The sequence below is a fragment of the Paenibacillus sp. F4 genome (assembly GCF_002894905.1).
GTDB lineage: Bacteria > Bacillota > Bacilli > Paenibacillales > Paenibacillaceae > Paenibacillus > Paenibacillus polymyxa_B.
Map to the genome: position 1 here is coordinate 510,886 of NZ_POVS01000017.1, position 24,048 is coordinate 534,933.

Genomic DNA, 24,048 nt, shown 5'->3' on the forward strand with positions numbered 1-24,048 from the left:
GAAAAACGGCCCTTTAAGTATTCATTTTTTCTTATAGGTTGACACCTGGTTTCCGTTTCACCTATAATAAAATTTGATGAACCGTGTTATTGCTCTTGGACGGTCTGGTCGGAGGGAGGGAAAACTGGTGTCTGAAACTAAAGTTCGCAAAAACGAGACAATTGATGCTGCACTTCGTCGCTTTAAACGTTCCATTGCTAAGGATGGCGTATTGGCTGAGGTGAAGAAACGCAAGCATTATGAAAAGCCAAGCGTAAAGCGCAAGAAAAAGTCCGAGGCTGCTCGTAAGAGAAAGTTCTAGGAGGATCTAAGCAATCATGAATTTGAGCGAACGATTGAACGAAGATATGAAGCAAGCAATGAAGAGTAAGGACAAGTTCAAACTCTCCACCATTCGAATGGTTCGTTCTACGATTAAAAATCTTGAAATAGATTTGAAACGGGATTTGGACGACAACGAAGTGCTTGATATTCTGAGTCGTGAGATCAAACAGCGAAAAGATGCCCTCCATGAATTTGAAAAAGCCGGTCGTGATGAACTTGCGACAAGCACTAAAGCAGAAATAGAGATCATCGCTCAGTACCTTCCCGAACAACTTTCTGAGGAAGAAATTAAAGTTATTGTACAGCAGACCATCCAGGAAACCGGTGCTTCTTCGAAAGCCGAGATGGGGAAAGTAATGACGGCCTTGATGCCTAAGGTAAAAGGCCGCGCTGACGGTAAGCTCGTGAACCAAGCGGTTCAGCAATTTCTGCAATAAACCTGCGACAAACAGGAAAACACAACACCCTCTGTTTACAGAGGGTGTTATTTCTATATATGCGATGTCTACCATAGAATGTAATGATGAGAAGATTCTTATATGTAAGCGCTATCGTTAATTGTGTGAAACGTGATGTCCGTTGGGTGCGTAAAGTATCTGACAGCCGTCAGGATTAGCAATATACCCAATAATTTCACATTAAATCCTGAAAACTGTATAGTTTGTCTAACAAAGTTTGGTATGCTGTAACATAGAAAGGTCGAAAGGGGGGAGAGAAATGCATAGAGAACATCACCACTCCAGTCGCAAATTGATCTTTTTAACGTTGTGGATTATGGTATCCGTTTTGCTGTTACCCTTAGTTCATTCTGAATCAGCGGCGGCCCAAACTAAAGGTGGAGCTGTGTTTGTTATACCAGTTGATCAGGAAATTGAGCAAGGTCTGGGCAAATTCATGGAACGTGGATTTGCAGAAGCAGCAGATTCCAAAGCAGGTCTGATTTTACTGGATATTAACACTCCCGGTGGACGGGTAGATACAGCGGAGAAGCTGGGCAAACTGATTAAAGACAGTCCAATTCCGACCGTAGCCTATATAAGGGGCGAAGCGGCCTCAGCGGGTAGTTATATTGCGTTGAGCGCAAACAAGATTGTTATGAAACCGGGGAGTATTATCGGAGCAGCAGCGTTAGTAGACGGTAGGGGGCAGGCTATCACAGATCCAAAAACGGTAGCTTGGTGGAAGAGTAGCATGGCATCTGCCGCAGAAGCTGGCGGACGCAACCCGGATATTGCCAGAGGTATGGTTGACTCCAAAACGACCGTATCTATTCCAGAGATGAACTTTAATAAGGAAAATGGTCAGATCATTTCTTTAACCAGTGAGGAAGCGCTGAAGTTGGGTTATGCGGATCACATCGCGTCTTCCGAACAAGAAGTTATCCAGTGGATGGGTTACAGCACGGATGATGTAATTCATGTGGAGCGAACATGGGCTGAAAAAGCAGCCGAGATATTGACCAACCCAATTGTGCAGACGTTGCTTTTATTTATCGGTATCGCGGGTGTCGTTATTGAGCTGCTCGTACCCGGTTTTGGTGTACCGGGAATTTTGGGCATACTCGGATTTGGGTTGTATTTTTTCGGCAATTATATCGCTGGTTTTGCAGGTTCGGAGACGTGGTTGTTGTTTATTATCGGTCTGGCTCTGCTTATACTTGAAATGTTCATCCCAAGCTTTGGTATTTTAGGCATTTTGGGTTCAGTTAGCCTTGTCGCCGGAGTTGTTCGGGCAGCATACAACATGCAGCATGCGTTTATATCTTTGGGCATTGCCTTTGCAGCTGCGGTTGCTGTTGTGGCGATTATCGCGGTTGTATTCAAGGACCGAGGGATATGGAACCGTTTTATACTTAAAGAAAGTTTAACGGCCGAACAAGGCTTTTCTTCAGTTGTGAACCGGGAAATGTTATTAGGTCAACGGGGTGTCAGTCTGACACCACTTCGTCCAGCCGGAACGGTGCTGATCGCTGATGAGCGAGTCGATGTTGTAACGAACGGCGAGTTTATTGCTACAGATATGCCGATTATAGTATCCAAAGTAGAAGGTGGGCGAATTGTGGTCAAGGCAGACACTAGCGTCTAAACAAGTAAACAACAAAGAATTAGATTAATGGAGGATGATGCGAGTGTTCGAATCGGGTATTGTCAGCGTTTTGCTGATTGCCGTTGTAGTGATTATTGTATTGAGCGTATTTTTCAGTTTCTTCCCGGTGATGCTGTGGATTTCAGCATTGGCTTCGGGTGTGCGTATTGGCATCATTACGCTGGTAGCTATGCGGTTACGGCGCGTCACGCCAAGCCGAATTGTCAATCCGCTCATTAAGGCAACCAAGGCGGGTCTGGGCTTGAACATCAACCAGCTGGAAAGCCATTTTCTCGCAGGAGGGAATGTAGACCGAGTGATCAATGCGTTGATTGCTGCGCAGCGAGCTAACATTCCGCTTGAGTTTGAACGTGCGGCAGCGATTGACCTTGCGGGACGGGATGTTCTGCAAGCGGTCCAAATGAGCGTTAATCCGCGTGTTATTGAGACACCTATTGTGGCTGCGGTCGCCAAGGATGGTATCGAAGTAAAGGTTAAAGCTCGTGTTACGGTGCGTGCCAACATTGATCGACTTGTTGGGGGTGCCGGAGAAGAAACGATTATTGCACGGGTTGGTGAAGGTATTGTTACAACCGTAGGTTCCAGTAACTCGCATAAGGACGTATTGGAGAATCCAGATTCAATTTCAAGAACTGTATTGTCCAAAGGTTTGGATGCCGGGACAGCATTTGAAATCTTGTCCATTGATATTGCGGACGTTGATGTAGGTAAAAATATCGGTGCTTTTCTGCAAACAGAGCAGGCGGAAGCCGACAAACGTATTGCGCAGGCAAAAGCGGAAGAGCGGCGTGCGATGGCTGTAGCGCAGGAGCAGGAAATGAAGGCACGTGTTGTAGAAATGAGAGCGCGCGTGGTGGAATCCGAATCCGAAGTGCCGCTGGCAATGGCTGAAGCGCTGCGTGGCGGGAAGCTTGGCGTCATGGACTATATGAATTTGAAAAATATTGAGGCGGATACGCAAATGCGTGGCTCCTTAGGCAAACCGAATGAGAACTCCGGGAATGACAACAAGAACCGGGATTAATAACGGGACATAGCCGATGAATTACGGCAGCTAGGTGGTGAGTAATGAACTTTATCAGCTGGATCTTTGAACATTTGTATATCCTGATCGTGATTGGCTTTGCTTTGGTGTCCTTTTTGGGGAAAAGCATCCAAGGTACAGGGCGGAAATCACCGCCGCGAAAAGGTATGCCTACCTTTGGGGGTGATCATGGTTCTCGCGGGCCTTCGACGTCATCCAGACCCTTCACAACGGAACATGGGCAAGAGCAACGCCAGCAGGATGTTGCTGGTGAGTTGCAACGTCAATTTCCTAATGAACGACGGGCGGTTATAGAAGCTCGCCGTATAGAAGAAGTGGGCGATCGTTCGGAAACGGAAGAACGGATGGACCGGGATTCATTAGATAACGGTTCGACTCTAGAGGATCGGATCCGTGCTATGGAAGAAGAGCGCAGATTGGTTTTAGCCCGTCTCGATCGTATATCCAACGCGAGGGAGTCAGGGGAAATTACAGATGCGCCAGAGATAGCTTCGCAAGACCGTAATACGGTGGATACGGCTGATCTGCGCAGAGGTGTGATTTGGGCAGAAATATTAGGTCCTCCGCGTTCCAAGCGCTACATGGGTGGAGGAAGACGTTAAAATGATAGTGGATCCGCCACGGCTTTGGCTGTGGCGGATCTTTTTTTGTGATGCTTTAGGAATACATAACCATGCTCAGGATAAAAAGTGAATTAACGACAAATGCTCTAATTACCTGACAACGAATGTGATAATTTCTTGTGTGCCCTAGGTTTCTCACATTTGCTGTCATCTAAAATGGTGGCATTTTGTCTAATTTAGGGTCTCATTTATGAAAATATATTCGTGAAAAATGATCAAATGTAACAATATGAATGAAGCTTTCCGAAAGCAGTTTTCATTTTTTCTTTTTTATATATAATGTTCTCAATGATAGATACTTATGAAATTTACTCCAAATTTAGCTAAAATTTGATTTATATCGAGATGACAAAACAAGGTTATAAAAATGAAAAATTAATTTTTAGGAGGATGGAATGGATGGGGAACAGCTTGTTCAGAAAGAAGAGCATTGATCAGTTGGTTGCTGCCACGCGGGGGGAAAAAGCACTCAAAAGGGAACTGGGTGCGTTTGATTTAACGATGCTTGGAATTGGAGCCATTATTGGAACGGGGATTTTTGTGTTGACAGGTACAGGAGCAGTTACAGCTGGTCCAGGCTTGGTTCTTTCTTTTGTCATTGCGGGACTCGCCTGTTTATTCGCAGCATTGGCTTATGCGGAATTTGCATCCACCGTTCCAGTAGCCGGTTCTGTTTACACTTTTACATATGCAACGATGGGGGAACTATTGGCCTTTATTATTGGATGGGATTTGATTTTGGAATACATGCTGGCAGCCAGCGCCGTTTCCGCAGGTTGGTCGGGTTACTTTGTATCATTTTGGAATGGAATTGGCCTTCACATTCCGCTTGAATTCACTGCTGCACCTGGGGCTTTAAAAGACCAAACTACTTATTTTAATCTCCCAGCTTTTTTAATTTTGATGGGTATCACGTTCTTGCTTTATTTTGGGATAAAAGAATCAAAACGGATAAACAACATCATGGTAATCGTAAAAATTGTTGTTATTTTATTATTTATCATCGTTGCTTTTAAATATGTGAAGCCAGATAACTGGACACCGTTTATACCGTTTGGGTTCAGTGGGGTGTTTGGAGCTGCAGCTCTTGTGTTTTTTGCTTTTATTGGTTTTGATGCTGTTTCATCAGCGGCTGAAGAAACCAAAAATCCCGCTCGTGATTTACCGCGAGGCATTATTTTCTCACTTGTTGTTTGTACGTTTTTGTATGTCGTTGTTAGCGCGATTATGACTGGTATAGTACCGTTTATGCAATTTGAAGGTATCTCTCACCCTGTGTCATTGGTATTGCAGGTTGCGGGTCAGAACTGGGTTGCAGGTATTATAGATATAGGAGCTATCTTAGGAATGACAACGGTCATGCTGGTTATGCTCTATGGTCAAACTCGCATTATGTTTGCTATGTCACGTGACGGCTTAGTCCCCAAAGTATTATCCAAGGTTCATTCTAAATATAAAACGCCCTACATTAACACGTTGTTTTTCGGTACTTTATCTGCATTAATGGGTGGGCTGATCCCGCTAGATGAGTTAGCTAGTTTGGTGAACATTGGAACCTTGTCAGCATTTATTCTGATTTCGATCGCCGTCATCGTTATGAGAAAAACACAACCTGATTTGCCAAGGGCCTTCCGATGTCCTGGAGTTCCGTATATTCCAATCCTGGCTATCGTTTCATGTGGGGTGCTTATTCTTAATTTGAATGGTCAGACATTTATTCGCTTTATTATTTGGCTTGTCATTGGTATGGCTGTTTACTTCTTATACTCTAGAAAAAACTCTCTTTTGAATCGAGATACCGAGAAATAACCGTGTCATTTAATGAAAATCAAAAAAAGCCAACCTTGTTTTCGATATGAAAACGAGGTTGGCTTTTTTGGTTGTGAATTTTGAAAGAACCCATCTTTTGCCTCTGCAATATAGTAGCAGCTACGAATTGTAAGTTTAGCCTCATAAATGCGGGGACTGGATCATAAAATGTACAGAACAGATATCTGTGGCGCTGGTGTAATGGTGTTCACTGATAATAAGAATATACGATGAAAAGCCAGCAGCGTAGCTGCCATGAAACATCTATGAGTCCGAATGGCAATAACAGAAGATGAAAAAATAGCAGCGTGCTGTCATCAAAACAACTATGAGCCATTGGATAACAGATGTTTTGATGACGGGAAAGGAGATTTCGCCGTATGAGCAGGATGAGCCGCAAACTGCGAAAGTGGGCCAGCGAGACGCTGGAGCTTCCGCAGGACATTCTATTTGACTTGCCGCGGTTAACCCTCATCGGCAGCCGCCAGCTTTATGTGGAGAATCACCGGGGCGTGGTGGATTTCACGCCGGATCAGCTCGTACTTGCACTTGCGCAAGGCAGGCTGAGGGTGTCCGGCCATGATCTAGTCATTACGTCTATTCTGCCAGAGCAGGTAAGTGTGGAGGGACATATAACGGATATCCAATTGGAAGGAACGGAGGAAGGCTCGTGAAACATCCTGCTTTAGCAAAGCTGCATGGCACGGTTACCCTTGCTGTCAAGGGCGAAAGTGTGGAAGCTTTCATTAATTTACTCACCGATCAACATATACCTGTTTGGAACGTGCGGCCGATGGGTACTAGACATGCAGAAATGAACCTTCTGCTGCCGCACGTCTTCCTCCTACGCCCGCTTTTGAGAAGGACAGGCTGTAAAATGCATGTTCTGAAGCGGCAAGGGCTTCCCTTTACTGTTATACGACTTGCCAAACGTAAATTTTTTCTGGCTGGACTGGCCTTGTTCTGGATAGGTCTCCTGCTGATGTCTTCGCTTATCTGGGATATTGAAGTGAAGGGGAATGATAAGCTCTCGACGGAATCCGTTCTCAAAGCTGCCCGACAGGAGGGTCTGTATCCGTTTCAATGGAGCTTTCGTCTTTCCAGTCAAGACAAGCTTTCCCGTGCGCTCATGCAGAAGCTTCCAGAGGCATCCTGGATCGGTGTGGAAAAACAGGGTACTTTGGTGACGATTCAGGTTGTTGAAGCTTCACAGCCTACCCCTGCGCCGCTCTACAGCCCACGTCATATCATCAGTAAGGCAGACGCGGTAGTCACTGAAATTTTTGCCGAGCAGGGTCGTCCTGTCGTGCATAAAAATACGCGTGTCAAAAAAGGAGCCATTCTCATCTCGGGAACGCTTGGAGATGAGGAGAATCAGCAGCAGGTCGTAGCCAAAGGAGAGGTTAAGGGTCTTGTATGGCATGAATACGAAATTAGCAGTCCCACGGTGCAACGCAGCAGCACGTATACAGGTACAAGTCACGACCGCTTGTATCTGGTGTTAGGCAACCGTGCGATACAATTGTGGGGATATGGGAAAATACCTTATTCTACACATAAAACAACAGTTGAACATGATCCGCTAACATGGCGTTCCTACAAACTTCCAATGGGTTGGATGACCGAAAGTGTGAGGGAGACAAAGATACAAGAGCAGAAGCTTACGGAAGCAGAAGCGAAAATGTCAGGAATAGAAGGCGCGCGAGCTGATATTTTAGCTAAATACGGCAAAGGAACGAAAATAATGAGCCAAAAAATTTTGCATGAGAAGAGAGAGAATGGTAAAGTTTATATGAAAGTGCTTTTTGAAGTGGAGCAGGATATTGCGGAAGAACTTCCGTTAGTTCATAACCAAGGAGAATGAGGCTATTTGGCAGAACAACAACGCAGCATACAAATTGCATTGAACAATGCGGGAGAAGGACAGGCGTTATTTGGCCCGCAGGATTCCTTTTTAAAATTAATCGAAGCCGCTATTCCAGCAAAAATAGCATCTCGTGAGGCAGAAGTTAATGTTTTTGGTAATGCACACGAGGTGGAAGTGCTCGAACAATTGTTCGATGTATTACTTCAGTTAATTCGCAATGGGTATATACTGACCGAAAGAGACGTCCATTATGCGATTGAATTGGCCAAAGATTTGCGCGCTGATCAGCTGCTCGATTTGTTCAAGGGTGAAATTACGACGACGTTCCGGGGTAAACCGATTCGCGTCAAAACGATTGGACAAAAGCACTATGTAACCACGATTAAGAAACGCGATATTGTATTTGGAATTGGCCCGGCGGGTACTGGTAAAACCTATCTGGCTGTAGTGCTGGCCGTAGCTGCCCTGAAGGAAGGTTCAGTCAAGCGAATTGTACTGACTCGTCCTGCGGTGGAAGCAGGTGAAAATTTAGGTTTTTTACCAGGGGATTTACAGGAAAAGGTTGATCCGTATTTACGCCCATTGTATGATGCCCTATACGATGTGATGGGCCCAGAGCAGACTGCAAAGGCACTGGAGCGTGGGTTAATAGAAATTGCACCTTTGGCTTATATGCGGGGACGTACGCTGGATGATTCATTTATTATTTTGGACGAAGCGCAAAACACCACACCCGAGCAAATGAAAATGTTTTTGACTCGACTTGGCTTCGGCTCCAAAATGGTTATTACCGGCGATGTCACGCAAATTGATTTGCCTCGTGGCAAAAAATCCGGTCTGATTGAAGCGAATGCGATTTTACAAGGGATTGAAGAAATAGGCTTTGTCCAGTTTGCAGAAGAGGATGTTGTCCGTCATTCCCTAGTTCAAAAAATCATTGTTGCTTATGACCGTATTGCCGAAAATCATGGATAGCCATTCAATCACGAGTATGGTGTGTACGATCAGAAAAAGTATAAAATGAGCAGTGTAGCTGCCTTGAAAAAGATGATGGAGAGGGATTGTTTTAGATGACCTCGAAGGAATTATCTAAAGGGAAAACGTTCCAGCATAGAATGAATGGATGGAAGTATAGCGTGGCGACACGCTATCTTCTGTTTTTATTTTTGGTGGTTCTTTTTTATGTAGGCTTTGCGTCCAAGCTGCTTCCCGAGCGTTATGATATTCGGGTAAATCAACCGAGTGAAAAGGAAATTGTCGCCCCGATGCAGCTTCCTAACAGTAAGGCGACTTTGAAGGCTCAAGAGGAATCAGCTGAACGTGTGCAGCCCATGTATACCATTGTGCCCGTTCGCAACGATAACCTGATTACTGGTATTTTGGATCGAATTGAACGGCTCAATCAGGATGATCAGGTTTCCAGAGCAGATAAGATTTCGATTTATAAGGATGAGATTCCGCAACGTGCACGAGAATTTGTACAAAATTTTGTGAATAACAGCCGTAATGCGGATGCCTACCCAGATAAGTTGCTGGATGAAGTGCTGGAAAAAACGAAAGAGCAAACGTACCGAATTCCAGAGGAGACATTCATTAAAATTCCCCGCCTTACATCTGAGGATATTGCTGAAATGCGGCCTGTTGCCCGTGAGATTGTGACAGGGTTGATGAATGATCAAATTACGGATGCCCAGACAGCCCGAGCGAAAGTAGCTGAGCGGGTTAGTACAAGCTCGCTTACTAAGCGTACTTCACGGGAGGTTGTTCAGGAACTTGCAAGGCTTGTGATTACCGCCAACAAGTTTTATGATGATACAGCTACGAAGGACGCCAAGGTACAGGCTCGTGAAGATACACCGACAGTTTACATTAAACAGGGTGAAGTACTCGTCAAGAAGGGTGAGATTATTACCCAGGAAATCTATACACTGCTTGATGAAAATGAATTGCTCAAGGATAAAATCAATTATTGGCCACAATTTGGCCTACTGATGTTGTCTATGATGCTGGCATTGGGCCTGTTTATGTATATTCGTCAATTCCAATCACGAACACGAAACTTCAAGTATAATAATGCGCAGTTGCTCATGCTAGTATTAATCTTTGTGATAACAGTTGGAGCAATGATGTTAATTTCCATACTGCAGAATAGTGAACGTTCCTATCTCGGCTATCTGGCGCCTATCGCGCTTGGAGCTATGCTCGTAACGCTGTTGCTTGATATGTCGTTGGCTTTCGTATGTGCCGTTATATTCAGTATATTGGCAAGTGTTATTTTGAATGTCCGTCAGGGACAAATTTTTGACTTTAATTTTGGATTTTTTGCTATTGTGGTCTGTCTGGCAGCGATTTTCTCTACCCATCGAGCCAGCCAGCGTTCAACACTGTTCAAAGGGGCGATCATGGTATGCCTGTTCGGTGCCCTGTCTGTTTTTTCTCTGGCACTGATTGACCAAGGGAATTGGACTCAAACGACGACGCTCTATGGGGTAGCTTTTGCTTTTGCAGGCGGTCTGATAACAGCAATACTTGTTATAGGGCTAATGCCATTTTTTGAGTCTACCTTTGGTATCTTGTCGGCACTGAAGCTTGTTGAGCTGTCGAATCCCAATCATCCATTGCTCCGCAAGCTGCTTACGGAGACACCGGGAACGTATCATCATAGTGTAATGGTGGGTAATCTGTCAGAGGCCGCAGCGGAGGCTATAGGAGCAAACGGCTTGTTGTGCCGGGTTGGTTCGTATTATCATGATATTGGTAAAACCAAGAGGCCTTCGTACTTCATTGAAAATCAAAATGGGTTGGAAAATCCACATGATTCAATAGAGCCCAAGCTTAGCAAATCCATCATTATCGCCCATGCTCGTGACGGCGTGGAAATGCAATTGGATTACAAGCTACCGAAGCCAATTCGCGATATTGCCGAGCAGCATCATGGAACGACATTCTTACACTATTTTTATCACAAGGCGTTGCGTGAGGCTGAAGAGCGGGGGGTGGAGCCTGACTTCACGGAGGATGATTTCCGTTATCCGGGACCGAAGGCTCAGTCTAAAGAGTCTGCTGTGGTGGGAATTGCTGATAGTGTGGAGGCAGCAGTTCGTTCCTTACGGAAGCCGACGGTGGAACAGGTTGAATCCATGATTGAGAAAATTATTAAGAGCCGTCTTGATGATCACCAATTTAACGACTGCGAGCTGACCATGCGGGAGCTTGATATCGTGGCTCAAACCCTCAAGGAATCAGTAATGGGGATTTTCCATTCCCGTATTGAGTATCCAGAGGAAAGGCCCAAGTCTGAAAACGGAAAAGCTTAATATAACTTGTGCATGAAGCACGGGTAGAGCACTAGAATTAAAAGGAGCGGTTGGCATGGGCCTTCAATTAGCTTGGAATAATGAACAAAACGATATGGTAATTAACGAATCTTTAATTACGCTGCTGAACACCTTATTAGAGGAGGCAGGCAGAGTGGAAGGAGTCACAGACGGTGAGGTAGCTCTTACCTTCGTTAATGATGAGCAAATTCATGAGTTGAACAGGGACTATCGGGGAATTGATCGTCCCACTGATGTGTTGTCTTTTGCTATGAAGGAGACACTGGATGAAGAGCTTGAAATTATTTACGAACCGAATGAAGAAAATTCATTGAATGATGTACCGGATGTTCTGGGGGATATTATAATCTCTGTACAGACAGCGCAAGCTCAGAGCGAAGAATACGGACATTCGATTGAGCGTGAAATCGGTTTTTTGTTTGTTCACGGCTTTCTGCATCTGTTAGGCTATGATCATCAGGATGATGTGAGTGAAGCTGAAATGATGGGCAAACAGGAAGCTGTACTGGCTCAAGCGGGGTTGACAAGGTAATGAGACGTCAGCCTTGGAGAATGACCTTTCGCTATGCGGCAGAAGGCGTGATGTATGCTCTGCGTACGCAAGTAAATATGCGGATACATGTGGCCGTGGCGCTCCTTGTCATTGTAGCAGGCTTAACTCTGCACATCTCCCGGCTCGACTGGTTATTCGTCTGCGTGGCTATCGCTATAGTCATTGTGGCCGAACTGTTCAACACCGCTGTTGAAGCAACGGTGGATCTCATCTCACCTGATATTCATCCGCTGGCCAAAGCGGCTAAAGACACCGCCGCCGGAGCCGTGCTCCTGGCAGCGGTTTTTGCTGTAATTATTGGTATATTTGTGTTTTATAGGCCTATGTTGACGTTAATTAGTTCGCTGTTTTAATGGAAAAACCAAAATAAAATAGGTGCTTAATCGCGCTGGAGGAAATGAAATGGCTAAGAAACACTTTAAATCAGGCTTTGTCGCAATTGTTGGCAGACCCAATGTCGGAAAATCAACACTGATGAACCATGTCATTGGGCAGAAGATTGCCATTATGTCAGACAAGCCTCAAACTACACGCAACAAAATTCACGGCGTATTTACTACAGAGGACACACAAATTGTATTTTTGGATACACCGGGGATTCACAAGCGCCAGTCAAAATTGGGCGATTATATGAATCAGACTGCGTTTAATACGTTGGGTGAAGTAGAAGCGGTACTTTTTCTTATTGACGCTGCTGAAGGTCTAGGCGGAGGCGACCGCTTTATTGCGGAACAGCTTAAACAAGTAAAAACGCCAGTTATTTTGGTGTTGAATAAAATTGATCGCATTGAGCCGGAAGCGTTGTTGCCCCTGATTGAGCAGTATCGCAAGTTGTACGACTTTGCAGAAATCGTACCGATCTCGGCCAAAATGGGCAACAATGTAAACACTCTGTTGGATCAGGTGAAAAAATACTTGCCAGAAGGTCCGCAATATTACCCTGATGACCAAATTACCGACCATCCGGAGCAGTTTGTTATTGCCGAGCTGGTACGGGAAAAAATTCTGCATATGACACGTGAGGAAGTACCCCATTCTATTGCGGTTATGATTGAAGACATGAAAGTGCAGGATAATGGGGTAGTGCATATTATGGCTGTTATTTTTGTAGAGCGTGACTCCCAGAAGGGGATCATTATCGGCAAACAGGGAGCCATGCTCAAAGAAGTGGGCAAACAGGCCCGCCAGGATATCCAAAACCTGCTAGGCTCCAAGATTTTCTTGGAACTGTGGGTTAAGGTCAAAAAAGACTGGCGCAACCAGGAACGCGTCCTTCGTGACCTTGGCTTCCACCGCGACGCTTAAAAACAGAACTCGATTCTACGTCACTTTAGTTCAAGGGTTTATTGAGGCTAAAAAAATTGATATTAAATAAATATGTATAGTTGTTGTAAGCATCATAAAAAAGCCGTCCCGATCTCTATGACTGAGATAAGTAACAGTCTTCTGGTCATTCAAAGCGCCGCGCATATGCAGCGCTTAACTCTTGCTCTTTTTACCCTTTTCTTCCAGCGATGAAATAATGGGCCTTTTTTAACGCAATCCATTTATTTCATCGCATACTTCTCCCCTCTTCGCATCATCCTATTTTTGAGATGCAAACGTCATTTCCGAAGAAAGGATGAATACGATTGCGAGATTTTTCGTGGAAGTATTTTGCGATGACTGGAGATGTCGGTGCGTATATGTTATATCGGGAGAGCGCCGGGACAAGGGACCAAGACACGGATGAGGGAGAGTCGGACGAGCATGAAGAAGCCCGTGAATAGTACAAGCCACTGGCTTCTTCGCGAATGTTTGGGGGAAGAGGCATGCTTTACAGGGTGGAAGGAATCGTCATCCGCAGCATGGATTACGGTGAGGGGAACAAAATTATTACGCTTTGCACCGAAAGCGGAGGCAAAGCAGGCGTGCTGGTCAGAGGTGCAAAAAAGTCCAAAAGCCGTCACGCTGCTTTAACGCAGCCGTTTACGTACGGTGAATTCGTTTTTTTTCGAAACACAGGCTTAGGCACGTTGAATGCCGGTGAAATCATCCAATCCCACCATACATTACGCGAGGATATTACTAAGGCTGCTTACGCTTCTTATGCTTGTGAATTACTCGATCGGGTGTTACAGGATGAGGAAACAGGTGCGTTCTGGTTTAAGCAGCTAAAAGCATGTTTGGAGGCGCTGGAGAGTGGCAAAGATCCGCTGATCGTCATGAGTATTTATGAATTTAAAATATTGCAGGCGGCCGGATATGCTCCTCAGCTGGATGCATGTATTTCAAGTGGTCAACAATGTGCTGATGAAGATATGTTTGTCAGTCCGAGGCTAGGCGGAGTTTTGTGCCGAAGCTACAAGCATTTTGATCCAGCTGCATTGAGCGTGACTCCACGTACATTGAAGTTGCTGCGCTTGTTCGCCAGAATGGATTTGAATCGGCTCGGCAACATTGACGTGAAGGACTCCACTAAGCTGGAGATCAAACATGTCATGCGTCAGTTCATGGATATGCAATTGGAGGTCAAGCTGAAATCCCGCAATTTCTTGGATCAGCTCGACAAGTACGATATGTGAAACGCCCTATTCTCTTGACTGTATTGCTGAAAACGTGTAATATCCTACTATATATCTCCTTCGGGAGCAGATGCATTGAACGAGAAAGTAGCGGGATGTATTCTCTGTAATTAGCGAGTTGGGGACGGTGTAAGCCCAGCGGGAATTCTTCGTGAACAAGGCACTCGGGAGCATCTGAATGGACACGGAAAAGAGGATTACGATCTGATTGGTGATGTAGGATCGCAATCAAGTAGGGTGGAACCGCGGGAGTCAGCTCTCGTCCCTACGTCTGTACAGGCGTAGAGGCGGGGGCTTTTTGCTGTCTCTAGCAAGGCTTTTGGGATAAAATCGCCCTGTACATACGAGCTTAATGAGAAGAAATCATCAACATTTGAGGGAAGTAGAAAGGGAGCGTGTACCAATGAATTTTCAGCAGATGATTTTAACGCTGCAACAATTTTGGGCTGAACACAACTGTATTATTGTACAGCCGTATGACACGGAAAAAGGGGCAGGCACGATGAACCCAATGACGTATTTACGTTCGATTGGACCTGAGCCGTGGAATGTAGCTTATGTTGAGCCTTCTCGTCGTCCGTCAGACGGACGTTATGGTGAGAACCCGAATCGCCTGTATCAGCATCATCAGTTCCAAGTAGTTTTGAAGCCTTCACCGGATAACATTCAGGAATTGTATTTGGAGAGTTTGAGCCGTTTGGGCATTAACCCTCTGGAGCATGATATTCGTTTCGTTGAAGACAACTGGGAAGCGCCGACGTTGGGAGCGTGGGGCTTAGGTTGGGAAGTATGGCTGGACGGTATGGAAATTACCCAATTCACGTATTTCCAGCAAGTGGGCGGTATTGATGCCAGTCCGGTTGCCGTAGAAATCACGTATGGTATGGAGCGTCTTGCTTCCTACATCCAGGACAAGGAGAATGTGTTCGATTTGGAGTGGGTCAATGGAATCACGTACGGTGATGTTTTCCACCAGCCTGAATTTGAGCATTCTAAATATACGTTCGAAGTATCTGACGTCAAAATGCTCTTTACTCTTTTTAATATGTACGAAGAAGAGGCAAATAAAGCGATGGCGCAGCATCTTGTATTTCCAGCCTATGATTATGTGCTGAAATGTTCTCATGCGTTCAACTTGCTGGACGCTCGCGGAGCGATCAGTGTGACGGAACGGACTGGGTTTATTATACGAGTGCGTAATTTGGCGCGTCAGGTGGCTGCGACCTATCTGGAGGAGCGCGAGAAGCTGGGCTTCCCGCTGTTGAAGAAAGGAGGTGCGGCAAATGTCTAAGGATTTATTGTTTGAGATCGGGCTGGAAGAAGTCCCTGCACGTTTTATCCCGAATGCGATTCAGCAGTTGAAGCAGCGTATGACGGCGTGGCTTGACAGCTCGCGTATTGCTTATGGTGCTGTAGAGGCTTATGCTACACCTCGCCGTTTGGCGGTACTTGTCAAGGAAGTAGCGGAGAAGCAAGAAGATATTAACGAAGAAGTTAAAGGTCCTTCCCGCAAAATCGCACTCGACGAAGCTGGTAACTGGAGTAAGGCTGCACTAGGCTTTGCTCGTAGCCAAGGTGTTGATCCTGAACAGTTCACGTTCAAGGAGCTTGGAGGCGTGGAATATATTTATGCAACTAAGAGCAGCATAGGTGTACCAACAGCGGAAGTGCTGTCCGAAGGTTTATTGCACATTTTACATGCGATGACATTCCCTAAATTCATGCGCTGGGCAAGTTATGACTTTAAATTTGTTCGTCCGATCCGCTGGTTGATTGCCTTGTTTGGTAACGATATTGTTAATTTGGAGATTGCCGGCGTACAGTCAGGAAATGTGACAAGAGGGCATCGTTTCCTGGGACAGGATGCCGTTGTAGAAAGTCCAGCTGACTATGTTGAAGTACTTCGCAAGCAGCATGTCATTGTGGACATTGAGGAACGTCAAACGCTTATTGTAAAGCAGATTGAAGCGTTGGCAGCCGAAAAAGATTGGACGATTGCAGTCAAGGATGATTTGCTAGAAGAAGTGCTGTATTTGGTGGAAACCCCAACAGTACTGTTCGGAGGTTTTGATCCTGCGTTCCTGAACATTCCGAAGGATGTACTCATTACTTCCATGCGTGAACATCAACGCTATTTCCCAGTGCTGGATCGCACAGGAGAGCTACTGCCATACTTTGTTACGGTACGTAACGGAGGAAGTCAATCGCTGGAAGTCATTGCTAAAGGGAATGAAAAAGTATTGCGTGCGCGGCTGTCTGATGCCAAATTCTTTTATGAAGAAGATCAGAAGCTGGAAATTAAAGATGCACTCTCCAAACTGGAAAGTATCGTTTTCCACGAAGAGCTGGGAACGGTTGGAGACAAAGTGCGCCGGATTCGCCGTATTGCTGATGCTCTGGCAGAGAAGCTTCGCGTTTCCCCAGATACACAGGAATCGGTTAGTCGAGCAGCGGATATTTGTAAATTTGACCTGGTAACACAAATGGTATATGAGTTCCCTGAACTGCAAGGTGTGATGGGTGAGGATTATGCTCGTAAGGCTGGAGAGAAGGAAGAAGTGGCGAGAGCGGTGTTTGAGCATTACCAACCGCGTTATGCAGGAGAAACGGTTCCTTCAACGAATGCTGGAGCGATTGTAAGTATCGCAGACAAGATAGATACCATTACAGGCTGCTTCTCGATCGGTATTATTCCAACAGGTTCACAGGATCCTTACGCGCTTCGTCGCCAGGCAGCAGGTATTGTGCAGATCTTGTTGGATCGTAAGCTTTCGGCTACGTTGTCTGATGTGTTCAATATCGCGCTCGATGTGCACGGCAACCTTGGAAATATGAAACGTTCCGCGGATGAAATACGTAAAGAATTACATGAGTTTTTCGGATTACGCGTGAAGAAGCTATTGTCTGAGACACTTCGCTATGACGTTGTGGATGCTGTGCTTGCAGCTGGATATGACGACGTCACTTCCGTTGTTAACCGCGGAACTGCATTAATGACTGCCGTACAAACAGGTGAGGTATTCAAAGCAACAGTTGAATCCTTTAATCGTGTAGGTAATCTGGCTGCTAAAGCAGTTCATAAGTCAGTTAATACGAGTGAGTTTACGGAGCAAGGCGAAAAAACGCTTTACGAAGCATGGTCTAGCGCTTATGAATCTTATAGCGTAGCTTTACAGGAAGGTGATGCGACACGAGCGTTAGCGCTTGCTTCATCCATTACCCCTGCGGTGACGGCGTTCTTTGATTCCGTTATGGTTATGGCTGAGGATGATGCAGTTCGTAATAATCGTTTGGCATTGCTGGCTGCTATTGACTCAGAACTGAAGCGTTTTGCCGATTTTTCCAAGCTTGTAGTTTAAACGTCAGTTGTGGTAGTATGAACAACTTGAAAAAATGGGTATAAATATACGGAACGGTGTAAGAGTAATCTTGCAGCCGTTCCGTATTTTACTCGAATGCGGATGGAGATGGGGGATGCTCATGGAGGGAACCGGAACTTTACTGGATGTACGGATCGTTGTTGACGGGGACGCTTGTCCTGTTAAAAGTGAAATTGCGGAGATAGCTTCCCGTTTTCATATTGAGGTTATTATGGTATCTTCATATGATCATCTCATTCAGGGCAGCAAAGGCGTAAGCGTCGTTAAAGTAGACCGAAGCGACCAAAGTGCCGATCTCTATATTGCCAATCATATCCGCCGCGGGGATATTGTAACCACCAATGATTATGGTCTTGCTGCACTTGCCTTGGCAAAAGGTTGTGAAGTGATGTCTTTTCGCGGAGCTATGTATCGAAACGATTCGATAGATTTCATGCTTGACCGACGCCATACTTCTGCCAAAGAACGGAAAAAAGGACGTTATGGAAAAGGTCCTAAACCGTTTACATTAGAGGATCGTGAAGTTTTTCAACATAAACTGACAAAACTTTTACTTCGCTTGCAGGAGAATGAGTAACGGTATCGAATTATATTTACGTGCTAAAGAGATGAAGGTGGTTAATATGAGTGCCGGACAAGGTAACATACCAGACGATATCATTGAGTCGGTTTTACAACATCATGATATTGTAGATACGGTAAGCAAGTACGTGCATTTGACCAAGCAGGGGAAATATATGAAAGGCCTCTGTCCTTTTCATTCCGAAAAAACCCCTTCATTCACCGTGACACCGGATCGTCAGATTTTTTACTGCTACGGCTGCGGCGCGGGAGGCAATGCCATCAAATTTATGATGGAAATCGAAGGACTATCCTTTCCCGAAGCTGTCAGGACAATGGCAGAAGAAAGTCATATCCCGCTCGGCGAATGGCAGGGACGTGATTCATCGCATCAGCATCCTGAGTTGGACAGGCTGTTGCAAGCGTATGAGTTAACTTCTAAGATGTACCATTTTTTGCTTAAAAATACGGAGCACGGCAAACCAGCCATGGAATACTTGCGCTCACGGGGATTCAGTGACAAGATCATTGATCAATTTCAAATTGGCTATGCACCCAACCGATGGGATACGATCGTTCAGTTTCTGGAGAAGCGTTCTTTTGATCCCGTGGAGATGGAAAAGGGAGGGCTTATTTCTCCCCGGCATGAGGGTGATGGATATGTGGATCGATTCAGAGATCGTATCATGTTTCCCATTTGGAATCGCAACGGAAAAGTTATTGCCTTTGCAGGCCGTATACTTGGTGAGGGACAGCCGAAGTATTTGAATTCACCGGAGACCAAGCTATTCAACAAGAGCCGAACGCTGTACAATCTCCATCATGCTAAAACCTCAATTCGCAAGCTCCGCCAAAGTGTTCTTTTTGAAGGCTACGGTGATGTTATCTCGGCATGGGAAGCTGGCGTACAAAATGGGGTGGCCGCCATGGGCACTGCTCTAACGGAGCACCATGCCACGATGTTAAAAGGACTGTGCGACGAGGTCATTATTTGTTATGATGGTGACCGGGCAGGCCAAGCTGCTGCGCTTAAAAATTTTCCGCTGTTGGAAAATGCGGGGCTTCACGTGAAAGTAGCGCTGGTCAGTGACGGTATGGACCCGGATGATTTTATCCGGCAATACGGCGGCGAACGATTCCAGCGCCAAATTATCGAAAGTGCTGTTTCAACGGTGAAATTTAAGCTTATATATCTGAAAAAAAACCATATACTGCAAGAGGAAGAAGGAAGAATCGCGTATTCCCGCGAAGCATTAAATGTCATTGCACCTCTGTCATCCCCGACCGAGCGGGAAGTGTATCTGCGCGAAGTATCATCCGAAGTCAAGGTGGATTTTGAAACCTTGAAGCAAGAATGCAATTTACTCCGTCAATCCCTGCAAAAAAAACAGAACTTTGGGGATAATAACGAAAATGGGTGGAATAATGGTAGGCATAAAAAAGGGCAGGTCTCCACACCTAATCTGTTGCCAGCTTACCATGTGGCTGAACGCAGGCTGCTTCACTGGATGATGCAGGATTTAGAAGCTGCAGAGTATGTAGAAAAGCATCTGGGCGACGCCTTTAATATTGAGGATCATGCAGCAATTGCTGCTTATCTATATGCCTATTACGCGCAAGGAAAGTTACCGGATACAAGCCGTTTTATTTCATCTTTGCAAGACGACCGACTGGAGAAGAACGTAAGTTCGATCATGATGATGGATGCTCCAGGCGTATGGGCACCGCACATTTTGGATGATTATATTCATCAAGTGCGAAAATTTCCATTGCAGGAGCAACTGGATTTGAAAAGGGAAGAAATGAGAGCCGCTGAGCGCTTAGGTGACTTTTTGCGCGCAGCACAAATTGCAAGTGAGATTATAGCCCTAGAGAGACAATGAACACACAGAGGTCGGATGTTTCTAGGGAGGAGGGAGTCGAAAGATGGCGAATGATCAGCATACTGAACTGGAGACGGAACTAACACTGGATCAGGTTAAAGATCAACTGATTGAGTTGGGTAAAAAAAGTTCTTCTCTGAACTACAAAGATATCATGGAAAAACTGTCGCCGTTTGATCAGGACCCCGAGCAAATGGATGAGTTTTATGAGCAGCTGGGTGACTTGGGGATTGAGGTTGTGAATGACAACGACGAAGAAGTTACCAGATTGCGTCAAAATGACGACCCGGAAAACAATGATGGGGATGATTTTAATTTCGATGACGATCTGAGCCTGCCTCCCGGTATTAAAATTAATGACCCGGTCCGGATGTACTTGAAGGAAATCGGTCGTGTACCGTTGCTTTCTGCTGATGATGAGGTGGAGCTTGCCAAACGGATCAATAACGGCGATGAAGAAGCTAAGCGTCGGTTGGCAGAAGCGAACTTGCGTCTGGTTGTAAGTATTGCCAAACGTTATGTTGGTCGCGGAATGCTTTTCCTGGATCTGATTCAGGAAGGTAATATGGGTTTGATTAAGGCAGTAGAAAAATTTGATTACGAAAAAGGCTTTAAATTCAGTACGTATGCAACCTGGTGGATTCGTCAGGCCATTACGCGCGCAATAGCCGATCAGGCGAGAACGATCCGTATTCCAGTGCATATGGTGGAAACGATCAACAAGCTGATTCGCGTATCGCGTCAACTGTTGCAAGAGCTGGGGCGCGAACCTACGCCGGAAGAAGTGGCTGCCGAGATGGAGCTGAGCGTGGAAAAAGTACGGGAGATTATGAAAATTGCCCAAGAACCGGTTTCATTGGAAACACCAATTGGTGAAGAGGATGACTCACATCTGGGGGATTTCATTGAGGATCAGGAAGCATTGGCGCCTGCAGATGCGGCTGCCTATGAACTTCTGAAGGAACAGCTTGAAGATGTACTGGATACGTTGACCGAACGGGAAGAGAATGTTTTGCGTCTCCGCTTTGGTTTGGATGACGGAAGAACCAGAACTCTTGAAGAAGTGGGTAAAGTGTTCGGTGTTACACGTGAACGTATTCGTCAGATTGAGGCCAAAGCGCTGCGTAAGTTGCGCCATCCAAGCCGCAGTAAGCGACTGAAGGATTTCCTCGAATAGAAGCGTAACATTGCGGACCTTCTGCGGCTTGAAGCGCGCAGGGGGTCTTTTTTTATCTCATGGCAGCCTTGGTGGAGGGGAAGAAGCTTGGACCAGGAGAAAAAACGGGCAATACTGTTACATGAAATTGAGCATTGGCGGCGAAGTCGGCTGCTCCCTGAGCAATATTGCGATTTTTTGTCTAACCTGTATCGGGAGAACGAAGATCCGTCGCAGAGCCAGAACCGTAACAACACCGGGCTGCTTACATATCTTAGACACGGGCATGGGATCGCCTGGCTTCTTGGTTTTGTCATTATTTCCTGCATTTGTTTGATCGGTTTTTATTTTACCGCTTTTCCGTTGGCAATGCAAATATTCTCGGCAAGTGCAGTTACTACGATTTGCTATGGAGTGGCCGCATTTTGGCGGTCTTCCGAAAAGAGTATGAGTGCGATGTTGAGCACTTTAGGCAGTGCGATTATGCTGGGTTCGGGTGTGTGGATCATTCAGCTCCATCAAGGTGAAGCTAAGGTTTGGTTTCTTTTTCTCGTAGGCCTATGCGGTGTGGTATGGTGTCTTGTGGGATTAACTTTGCGCATCAGCTTGCTTCATTACTGTGGCCTTGTTGGGCTACTTTTAGTGTACGCGATCCTTATAGGCCGCTACTGGCCTACAGCAACTTTAGTGATGCTTGAGGCATTTTGGATTTTACACGCAGTATTGTTGATCTGGTTAAGCTGGTGGGTACATCGCCGCTTTCCGCGTCTCGCTTTGGTTTATTTCGCTATAGGCATGACACTAGCATTCATGGCTGAAGCAGACACGATTATCCTGCGCCATCAAGCGGCGGGAAATGTGGTGTTTTACAGCATACTGAAGTTGGCATTTGTTGTAGGGATTTTATTTTGGACTCGAAAAAAATGGATTACGTGGGTGACGTCATGAAACTTTCTCAACGATTACAATATATTATGGAACAAATTCCTGCCGGGAGCAGACTTGCGGATATTGGCTCGGATCATGGACTACTCCCTGTGGCTGCAGTGCGTAGTGGCAGAGTACCGCAAGCCGTGGCGGGTGAAGTCAACGATGGGCCGTTGCGTGCGGCTCAAAAGCAGGTGGCCGAAGCAGGTCTTACTGATCGCATTGCGGTTAGAAAGGGAGATGGCTTGGCTGTAATTAAGGCCAATGAGGTTGATGTTATTACAATAGCCGGAATGGGTGGTGCCTTGATCGCTTCCATTCTAGAGCAAGGGAAAGACAAGCTTGTTTCAGTAAAACAACTTGTTCTACAGCCTAACGTAGGCGAGGATATTTTACGCCGATGGCTCATCGAACATCAATGGGTACTAACAAGTGAACATATTATGGAAGAAGACAGAAAAATATATGAGATTCTGACGGCAGTACCTGATTCGGTAAGCCCACTGAAACAGGATGAGCTGTATCAACCATGGAAACTTCCCGATAGTTCACTGGTACTGACACAGGATTTGTTGATGCAACTTGGACCGCTATTGGTCAAAGCACCGAATGAAGTCTTTTTTTATAAATGGAAATTGGAGATCCGCAAGCTTGAGGATGTGCTGGCACAAGTGGCACGGTCAGATCAGGAATCCGCACAGCATAAGCGGGAACAATTGCGCAAGCAAATTGAACAGCTAGAGGAGGTACTTGCATGTTTGCCAAAGGACAGACAGTAATTAGCTACATGGAGCAGCTGGCTCCAAAATACTTGGCAGTTCCGGACGATAGAATCGGGCTTCAGCTGGGTAGTCTGCAAAAGGAAATCAAAAGCATATTAGTAGCCCTGGATGTTAATGATGAGGTTGTCGAAGAGGCAATCCGCATAAAAGCTGACCTCATTATTGCGCATCATGCGATTATATTCCGCCCACTTAAAGCTTTGAACACGGATCAGCCTGCGGGCAGATTGTATGAAAAGCTGATCAAGAATGATATTGCTGTCTACATCAGTCATACGAATCTGGATACGGCTGAGGACGGCATGAATGACTGGATGGCAGAAGCACTGGGTATTCAAAGTGAAGGTACGCTGGAGGATGTTCACACTGAGCAATTATTCAAGCTTGTTGTTTTTGTTCCCAAAACACATCATCAACGGGTACTGGATGCTGTACTGGGGGCTGGAGCTGGGCATATTGGCAACTACAGCCATTGCAGCTTTAACATTGATGGCTATGGAACTTTCGTACCAGGTGAGGGAACCCAGCCGTTTTTGGGTGAACCGGGTAAAATGGAACGTAGCGAAGAGGTTCGTATTGAAACCATTGTACCGCAGGCTGTACGCAACAAAGTCATTCAAGCGATGCTGAAGGCTCACCCTTATGAAGAGGTGGCTTATGACCTGTATCACATGGATTTGCAGGGCCGTTCCTTTGGTTTGGGACGGGTGGGCAAGCTTAAGGAAACTCGCACGCTACGGGAGTTTGTCGATGTTGTGAAAAATGGCCTCAACGTGGAGCATGTACGTGTGGTGGGCGACTTGGACCGTATGATCAAAAAGGCAGCCGTGCTTGGGGGCTCAGGCAGCCGCTATGTGAATAAGTCGCTTTTTAAGGGGGCTGACGTATTAGTGACGGGGGATATTGACTATCACACGGCTCAGGATGCCCTTATGGCGGGGATTGCTATTATTGACCCTGGACATAACGCTGAAAAGATTATGAAGCCTAAAACTGCAGAGTGGATGCGTAAACGCTTGGCAGAAGGTCGATACTCAACGGAAGTACATGTATCTCAGGTGGAAACCGAACCTTTTCAATTTTTGTAAAACCTCAACGTCTATGAGAAAATAAAGGTGCTTTCTACTTTT

23 protein-coding genes are annotated in these 24,048 nt (G+C 45.7%); all 23 read left to right on the forward strand.

Annotated features, from left to right (window positions below):
* Positions 1–127: 127 nt before the first annotated feature.
* The 23 genes from rpsU (at position 128) to C1T21_RS21095 (ending at position 24,006) form a co-directional block, all read left to right on the forward strand.
* Complete coding sequence (rpsU, locus tag C1T21_RS20985; protein ID WP_005547957.1) at positions 128–301, forward strand: 30S ribosomal protein S21; 174 nt, start codon at positions 128–130, stop codon at positions 299–301.
* Positions 302–317: 16 nt separating this feature from the next.
* Positions 318–761 carry a GatB/YqeY domain-containing protein gene (locus C1T21_RS20990; protein WP_013311146.1) on the forward strand — a complete coding sequence of 148 codons (444 nt, stop codon included), beginning with the start codon at positions 318–320 and terminating at the stop codon, positions 759–761.
* A gap of 280 nt (positions 762–1,041) precedes the next feature.
* Entirely contained in the window at positions 1,042–2,409 is a 1,368-nt protein-coding gene (locus C1T21_RS20995) for an NfeD family protein (RefSeq protein WP_071558467.1), read from the forward strand.
* Positions 2,410–2,452: 43 nt separating this feature from the next.
* Positions 2,453–3,454 (forward strand): flotillin-like protein FloA, encoded by a 1,002-nt coding sequence (gene floA / locus C1T21_RS21000; RefSeq protein ID WP_029517799.1) that lies wholly within the window; start codon positions 2,453–2,455, stop codon positions 3,452–3,454.
* A 44-nt stretch (positions 3,455–3,498) separates the two neighbouring features.
* Positions 3,499–4,077 (forward strand): hypothetical protein, encoded by a 579-nt coding sequence (locus tag C1T21_RS21005; RefSeq protein ID WP_103049611.1) that lies wholly within the window; start codon positions 3,499–3,501, stop codon positions 4,075–4,077.
* 420 nt (positions 4,078–4,497) lie between these two features.
* Positions 4,498–5,907, forward strand: coding sequence for a branched-chain amino acid transporter BcaP (gene bcaP, locus C1T21_RS21010; RefSeq protein ID WP_103049612.1), 1,410 nt, complete (start codon positions 4,498–4,500; stop codon positions 5,905–5,907).
* Between the two features lie 380 nt (positions 5,908–6,287).
* Positions 6,288–6,581, forward strand: coding sequence for a sporulation protein YqfC (yqfC, locus tag C1T21_RS21015; RefSeq protein WP_103049613.1), 294 nt, complete (start codon positions 6,288–6,290; stop codon positions 6,579–6,581).
* Positions 6,578–7,771: a sporulation protein YqfD gene (yqfD, locus tag C1T21_RS21020; RefSeq protein ID WP_103049614.1), complete on the forward strand. Its 1,194-nt coding sequence runs from the start codon at positions 6,578–6,580 to the stop codon at positions 7,769–7,771. The genes yqfC and yqfD overlap by 4 nt, the downstream gene beginning before the upstream one ends.
* Before the next feature lie 6 nt (positions 7,772–7,777).
* On the forward strand, positions 7,778–8,749 hold the full coding sequence (locus C1T21_RS21025) for a PhoH family protein (protein ID WP_013311138.1): 972 nt from the start codon (positions 7,778–7,780) through the stop codon (positions 8,747–8,749).
* 95 nt (positions 8,750–8,844) lie between these two features.
* Complete coding sequence (locus tag C1T21_RS21030) at positions 8,845–11,091, forward strand: HD family phosphohydrolase (protein WP_103049615.1); 2,247 nt, start codon at positions 8,845–8,847, stop codon at positions 11,089–11,091.
* Between the two features lie 55 nt (positions 11,092–11,146).
* Positions 11,147–11,644 carry an rRNA maturation RNase YbeY gene (gene ybeY, locus C1T21_RS21035; protein ID WP_025722123.1) on the forward strand — a complete coding sequence of 166 codons (498 nt, stop codon included), beginning with the start codon at positions 11,147–11,149 and terminating at the stop codon, positions 11,642–11,644.
* Positions 11,644–12,018 carry a diacylglycerol kinase family protein gene (locus C1T21_RS21040; RefSeq protein WP_103049616.1) on the forward strand — a complete coding sequence of 125 codons (375 nt, stop codon included), beginning with the start codon at positions 11,644–11,646 and terminating at the stop codon, positions 12,016–12,018. Before ybeY ends, C1T21_RS21040 begins: the two co-directional genes overlap by 1 nt.
* 49 nt (positions 12,019–12,067) lie before the next feature.
* On the forward strand, positions 12,068–12,970 hold the full coding sequence (era, locus tag C1T21_RS21045) for a GTPase Era (protein WP_103049617.1): 903 nt from the start codon (positions 12,068–12,070) through the stop codon (positions 12,968–12,970).
* 326 nt (positions 12,971–13,296) lie between these two features.
* The gene (locus tag C1T21_RS21050) at positions 13,297–13,434 is read left to right on the forward strand and encodes a YqzL family protein (protein WP_103049618.1); all 138 of its coding nucleotides are present in this window, start codon (positions 13,297–13,299) and stop codon (positions 13,432–13,434) included.
* Positions 13,435–13,476: 42 nt separating this feature from the next.
* A complete protein-coding gene (recO, locus tag C1T21_RS21055; protein ID WP_013311133.1) occupies positions 13,477–14,229 on the forward strand; it encodes a DNA repair protein RecO in 753 nt (250 codons plus the stop codon).
* A 403-nt stretch (positions 14,230–14,632) separates the two neighbouring features.
* Entirely contained in the window at positions 14,633–15,520 is an 888-nt protein-coding gene (glyQ, locus tag C1T21_RS21060) for a glycine--tRNA ligase subunit alpha (RefSeq protein WP_023989480.1), read from the forward strand.
* Positions 15,513–17,588: a glycine--tRNA ligase subunit beta gene (gene glyS, locus C1T21_RS21065; RefSeq protein WP_103049619.1), complete on the forward strand. Its 2,076-nt coding sequence runs from the start codon at positions 15,513–15,515 to the stop codon at positions 17,586–17,588. The genes glyQ and glyS overlap by 8 nt, the downstream gene beginning before the upstream one ends.
* 121 nt (positions 17,589–17,709) lie before the next feature.
* A complete protein-coding gene (locus tag C1T21_RS21070; protein WP_025722119.1) occupies positions 17,710–18,186 on the forward strand; it encodes a YaiI/YqxD family protein in 477 nt (158 codons plus the stop codon).
* Positions 18,179–20,053 carry a DNA primase gene (gene dnaG / locus C1T21_RS21075; RefSeq protein WP_180984627.1) on the forward strand — a complete coding sequence of 625 codons (1,875 nt, stop codon included), beginning with the start codon at positions 18,179–18,181 and terminating at the stop codon, positions 20,051–20,053. The genes C1T21_RS21070 and dnaG overlap by 8 nt, the downstream gene beginning before the upstream one ends.
* Before the next feature lie 43 nt (positions 20,054–20,096).
* A complete protein-coding gene (gene rpoD / locus C1T21_RS21080; protein ID WP_007431230.1) occupies positions 20,097–21,230 on the forward strand; it encodes an RNA polymerase sigma factor RpoD in 1,134 nt (377 codons plus the stop codon).
* Positions 21,231–21,317: 87 nt separating this feature from the next.
* Complete coding sequence (locus C1T21_RS21085; protein WP_103049620.1) at positions 21,318–22,157, forward strand: hypothetical protein; 840 nt, start codon at positions 21,318–21,320, stop codon at positions 22,155–22,157.
* Positions 22,154–22,915 carry a tRNA (adenine(22)-N(1))-methyltransferase gene (locus C1T21_RS21090; protein WP_103049621.1) on the forward strand — a complete coding sequence of 254 codons (762 nt, stop codon included), beginning with the start codon at positions 22,154–22,156 and terminating at the stop codon, positions 22,913–22,915. The genes C1T21_RS21085 and C1T21_RS21090 overlap by 4 nt, the downstream gene beginning before the upstream one ends.
* Positions 22,891–24,006 (forward strand): Nif3-like dinuclear metal center hexameric protein, encoded by a 1,116-nt coding sequence (locus C1T21_RS21095; protein ID WP_103049622.1) that lies wholly within the window; start codon positions 22,891–22,893, stop codon positions 24,004–24,006. The genes C1T21_RS21090 and C1T21_RS21095 overlap by 25 nt, the downstream gene beginning before the upstream one ends.
* Positions 24,007–24,048 lie beyond the last annotated feature (42 nt).

Excerpts from the sequence above, each read along its gene's own strand:
- C1T21_RS20990 (WP_013311146.1), top strand. The coding sequence starts at position 318 with ATGAATTTGAGCGAACGATTGAACGAAGATATGAAGCAAGCAATGAAG.
- C1T21_RS20995 (WP_071558467.1), top strand. The coding sequence starts at position 1,042 with ATGCATAGAGAACATCACCACTCCAGTCGCAAATTGATCTTTTTAACG.
- C1T21_RS21005 (WP_103049611.1), top strand. The coding sequence starts at position 3,499 with ATGAACTTTATCAGCTGGATCTTTGAACATTTGTATATCCTGATCGTG.
- bcaP (WP_103049612.1), top strand. The coding sequence starts at position 4,498 with ATGGGGAACAGCTTGTTCAGAAAGAAGAGCATTGATCAGTTGGTTGCT.
- yqfC (WP_103049613.1), top strand. The coding sequence starts at position 6,288 with ATGAGCAGGATGAGCCGCAAACTGCGAAAGTGGGCCAGCGAGACGCTG.
- C1T21_RS21030 (WP_103049615.1), top strand. The coding sequence starts at position 8,845 with ATGACCTCGAAGGAATTATCTAAAGGGAAAACGTTCCAGCATAGAATG.
- ybeY (WP_025722123.1), top strand. The coding sequence starts at position 11,147 with ATGGGCCTTCAATTAGCTTGGAATAATGAACAAAACGATATGGTAATT.
- C1T21_RS21040 (WP_103049616.1), top strand. The coding sequence starts at position 11,644 with ATGAGACGTCAGCCTTGGAGAATGACCTTTCGCTATGCGGCAGAAGGC.
- era (WP_103049617.1), top strand. The coding sequence starts at position 12,068 with ATGGCTAAGAAACACTTTAAATCAGGCTTTGTCGCAATTGTTGGCAGA.
- recO (WP_013311133.1), top strand. The coding sequence starts at position 13,477 with ATGCTTTACAGGGTGGAAGGAATCGTCATCCGCAGCATGGATTACGGT.
- glyQ (WP_023989480.1), top strand. The coding sequence starts at position 14,633 with ATGAATTTTCAGCAGATGATTTTAACGCTGCAACAATTTTGGGCTGAA.
- glyS (WP_103049619.1), top strand. The coding sequence starts at position 15,513 with ATGTCTAAGGATTTATTGTTTGAGATCGGGCTGGAAGAAGTCCCTGCA.
- C1T21_RS21070 (WP_025722119.1), top strand. The coding sequence starts at position 17,710 with ATGGAGGGAACCGGAACTTTACTGGATGTACGGATCGTTGTTGACGGG.
- dnaG (WP_180984627.1), top strand. The coding sequence starts at position 18,179 with ATGAGTAACGGTATCGAATTATATTTACGTGCTAAAGAGATGAAGGTG.
- rpoD (WP_007431230.1), top strand. The coding sequence starts at position 20,097 with ATGGCGAATGATCAGCATACTGAACTGGAGACGGAACTAACACTGGAT.
- C1T21_RS21090 (WP_103049621.1), top strand. The coding sequence starts at position 22,154 with ATGAAACTTTCTCAACGATTACAATATATTATGGAACAAATTCCTGCC.
- C1T21_RS21095 (WP_103049622.1), top strand. The coding sequence starts at position 22,891 with ATGTTTGCCAAAGGACAGACAGTAATTAGCTACATGGAGCAGCTGGCT.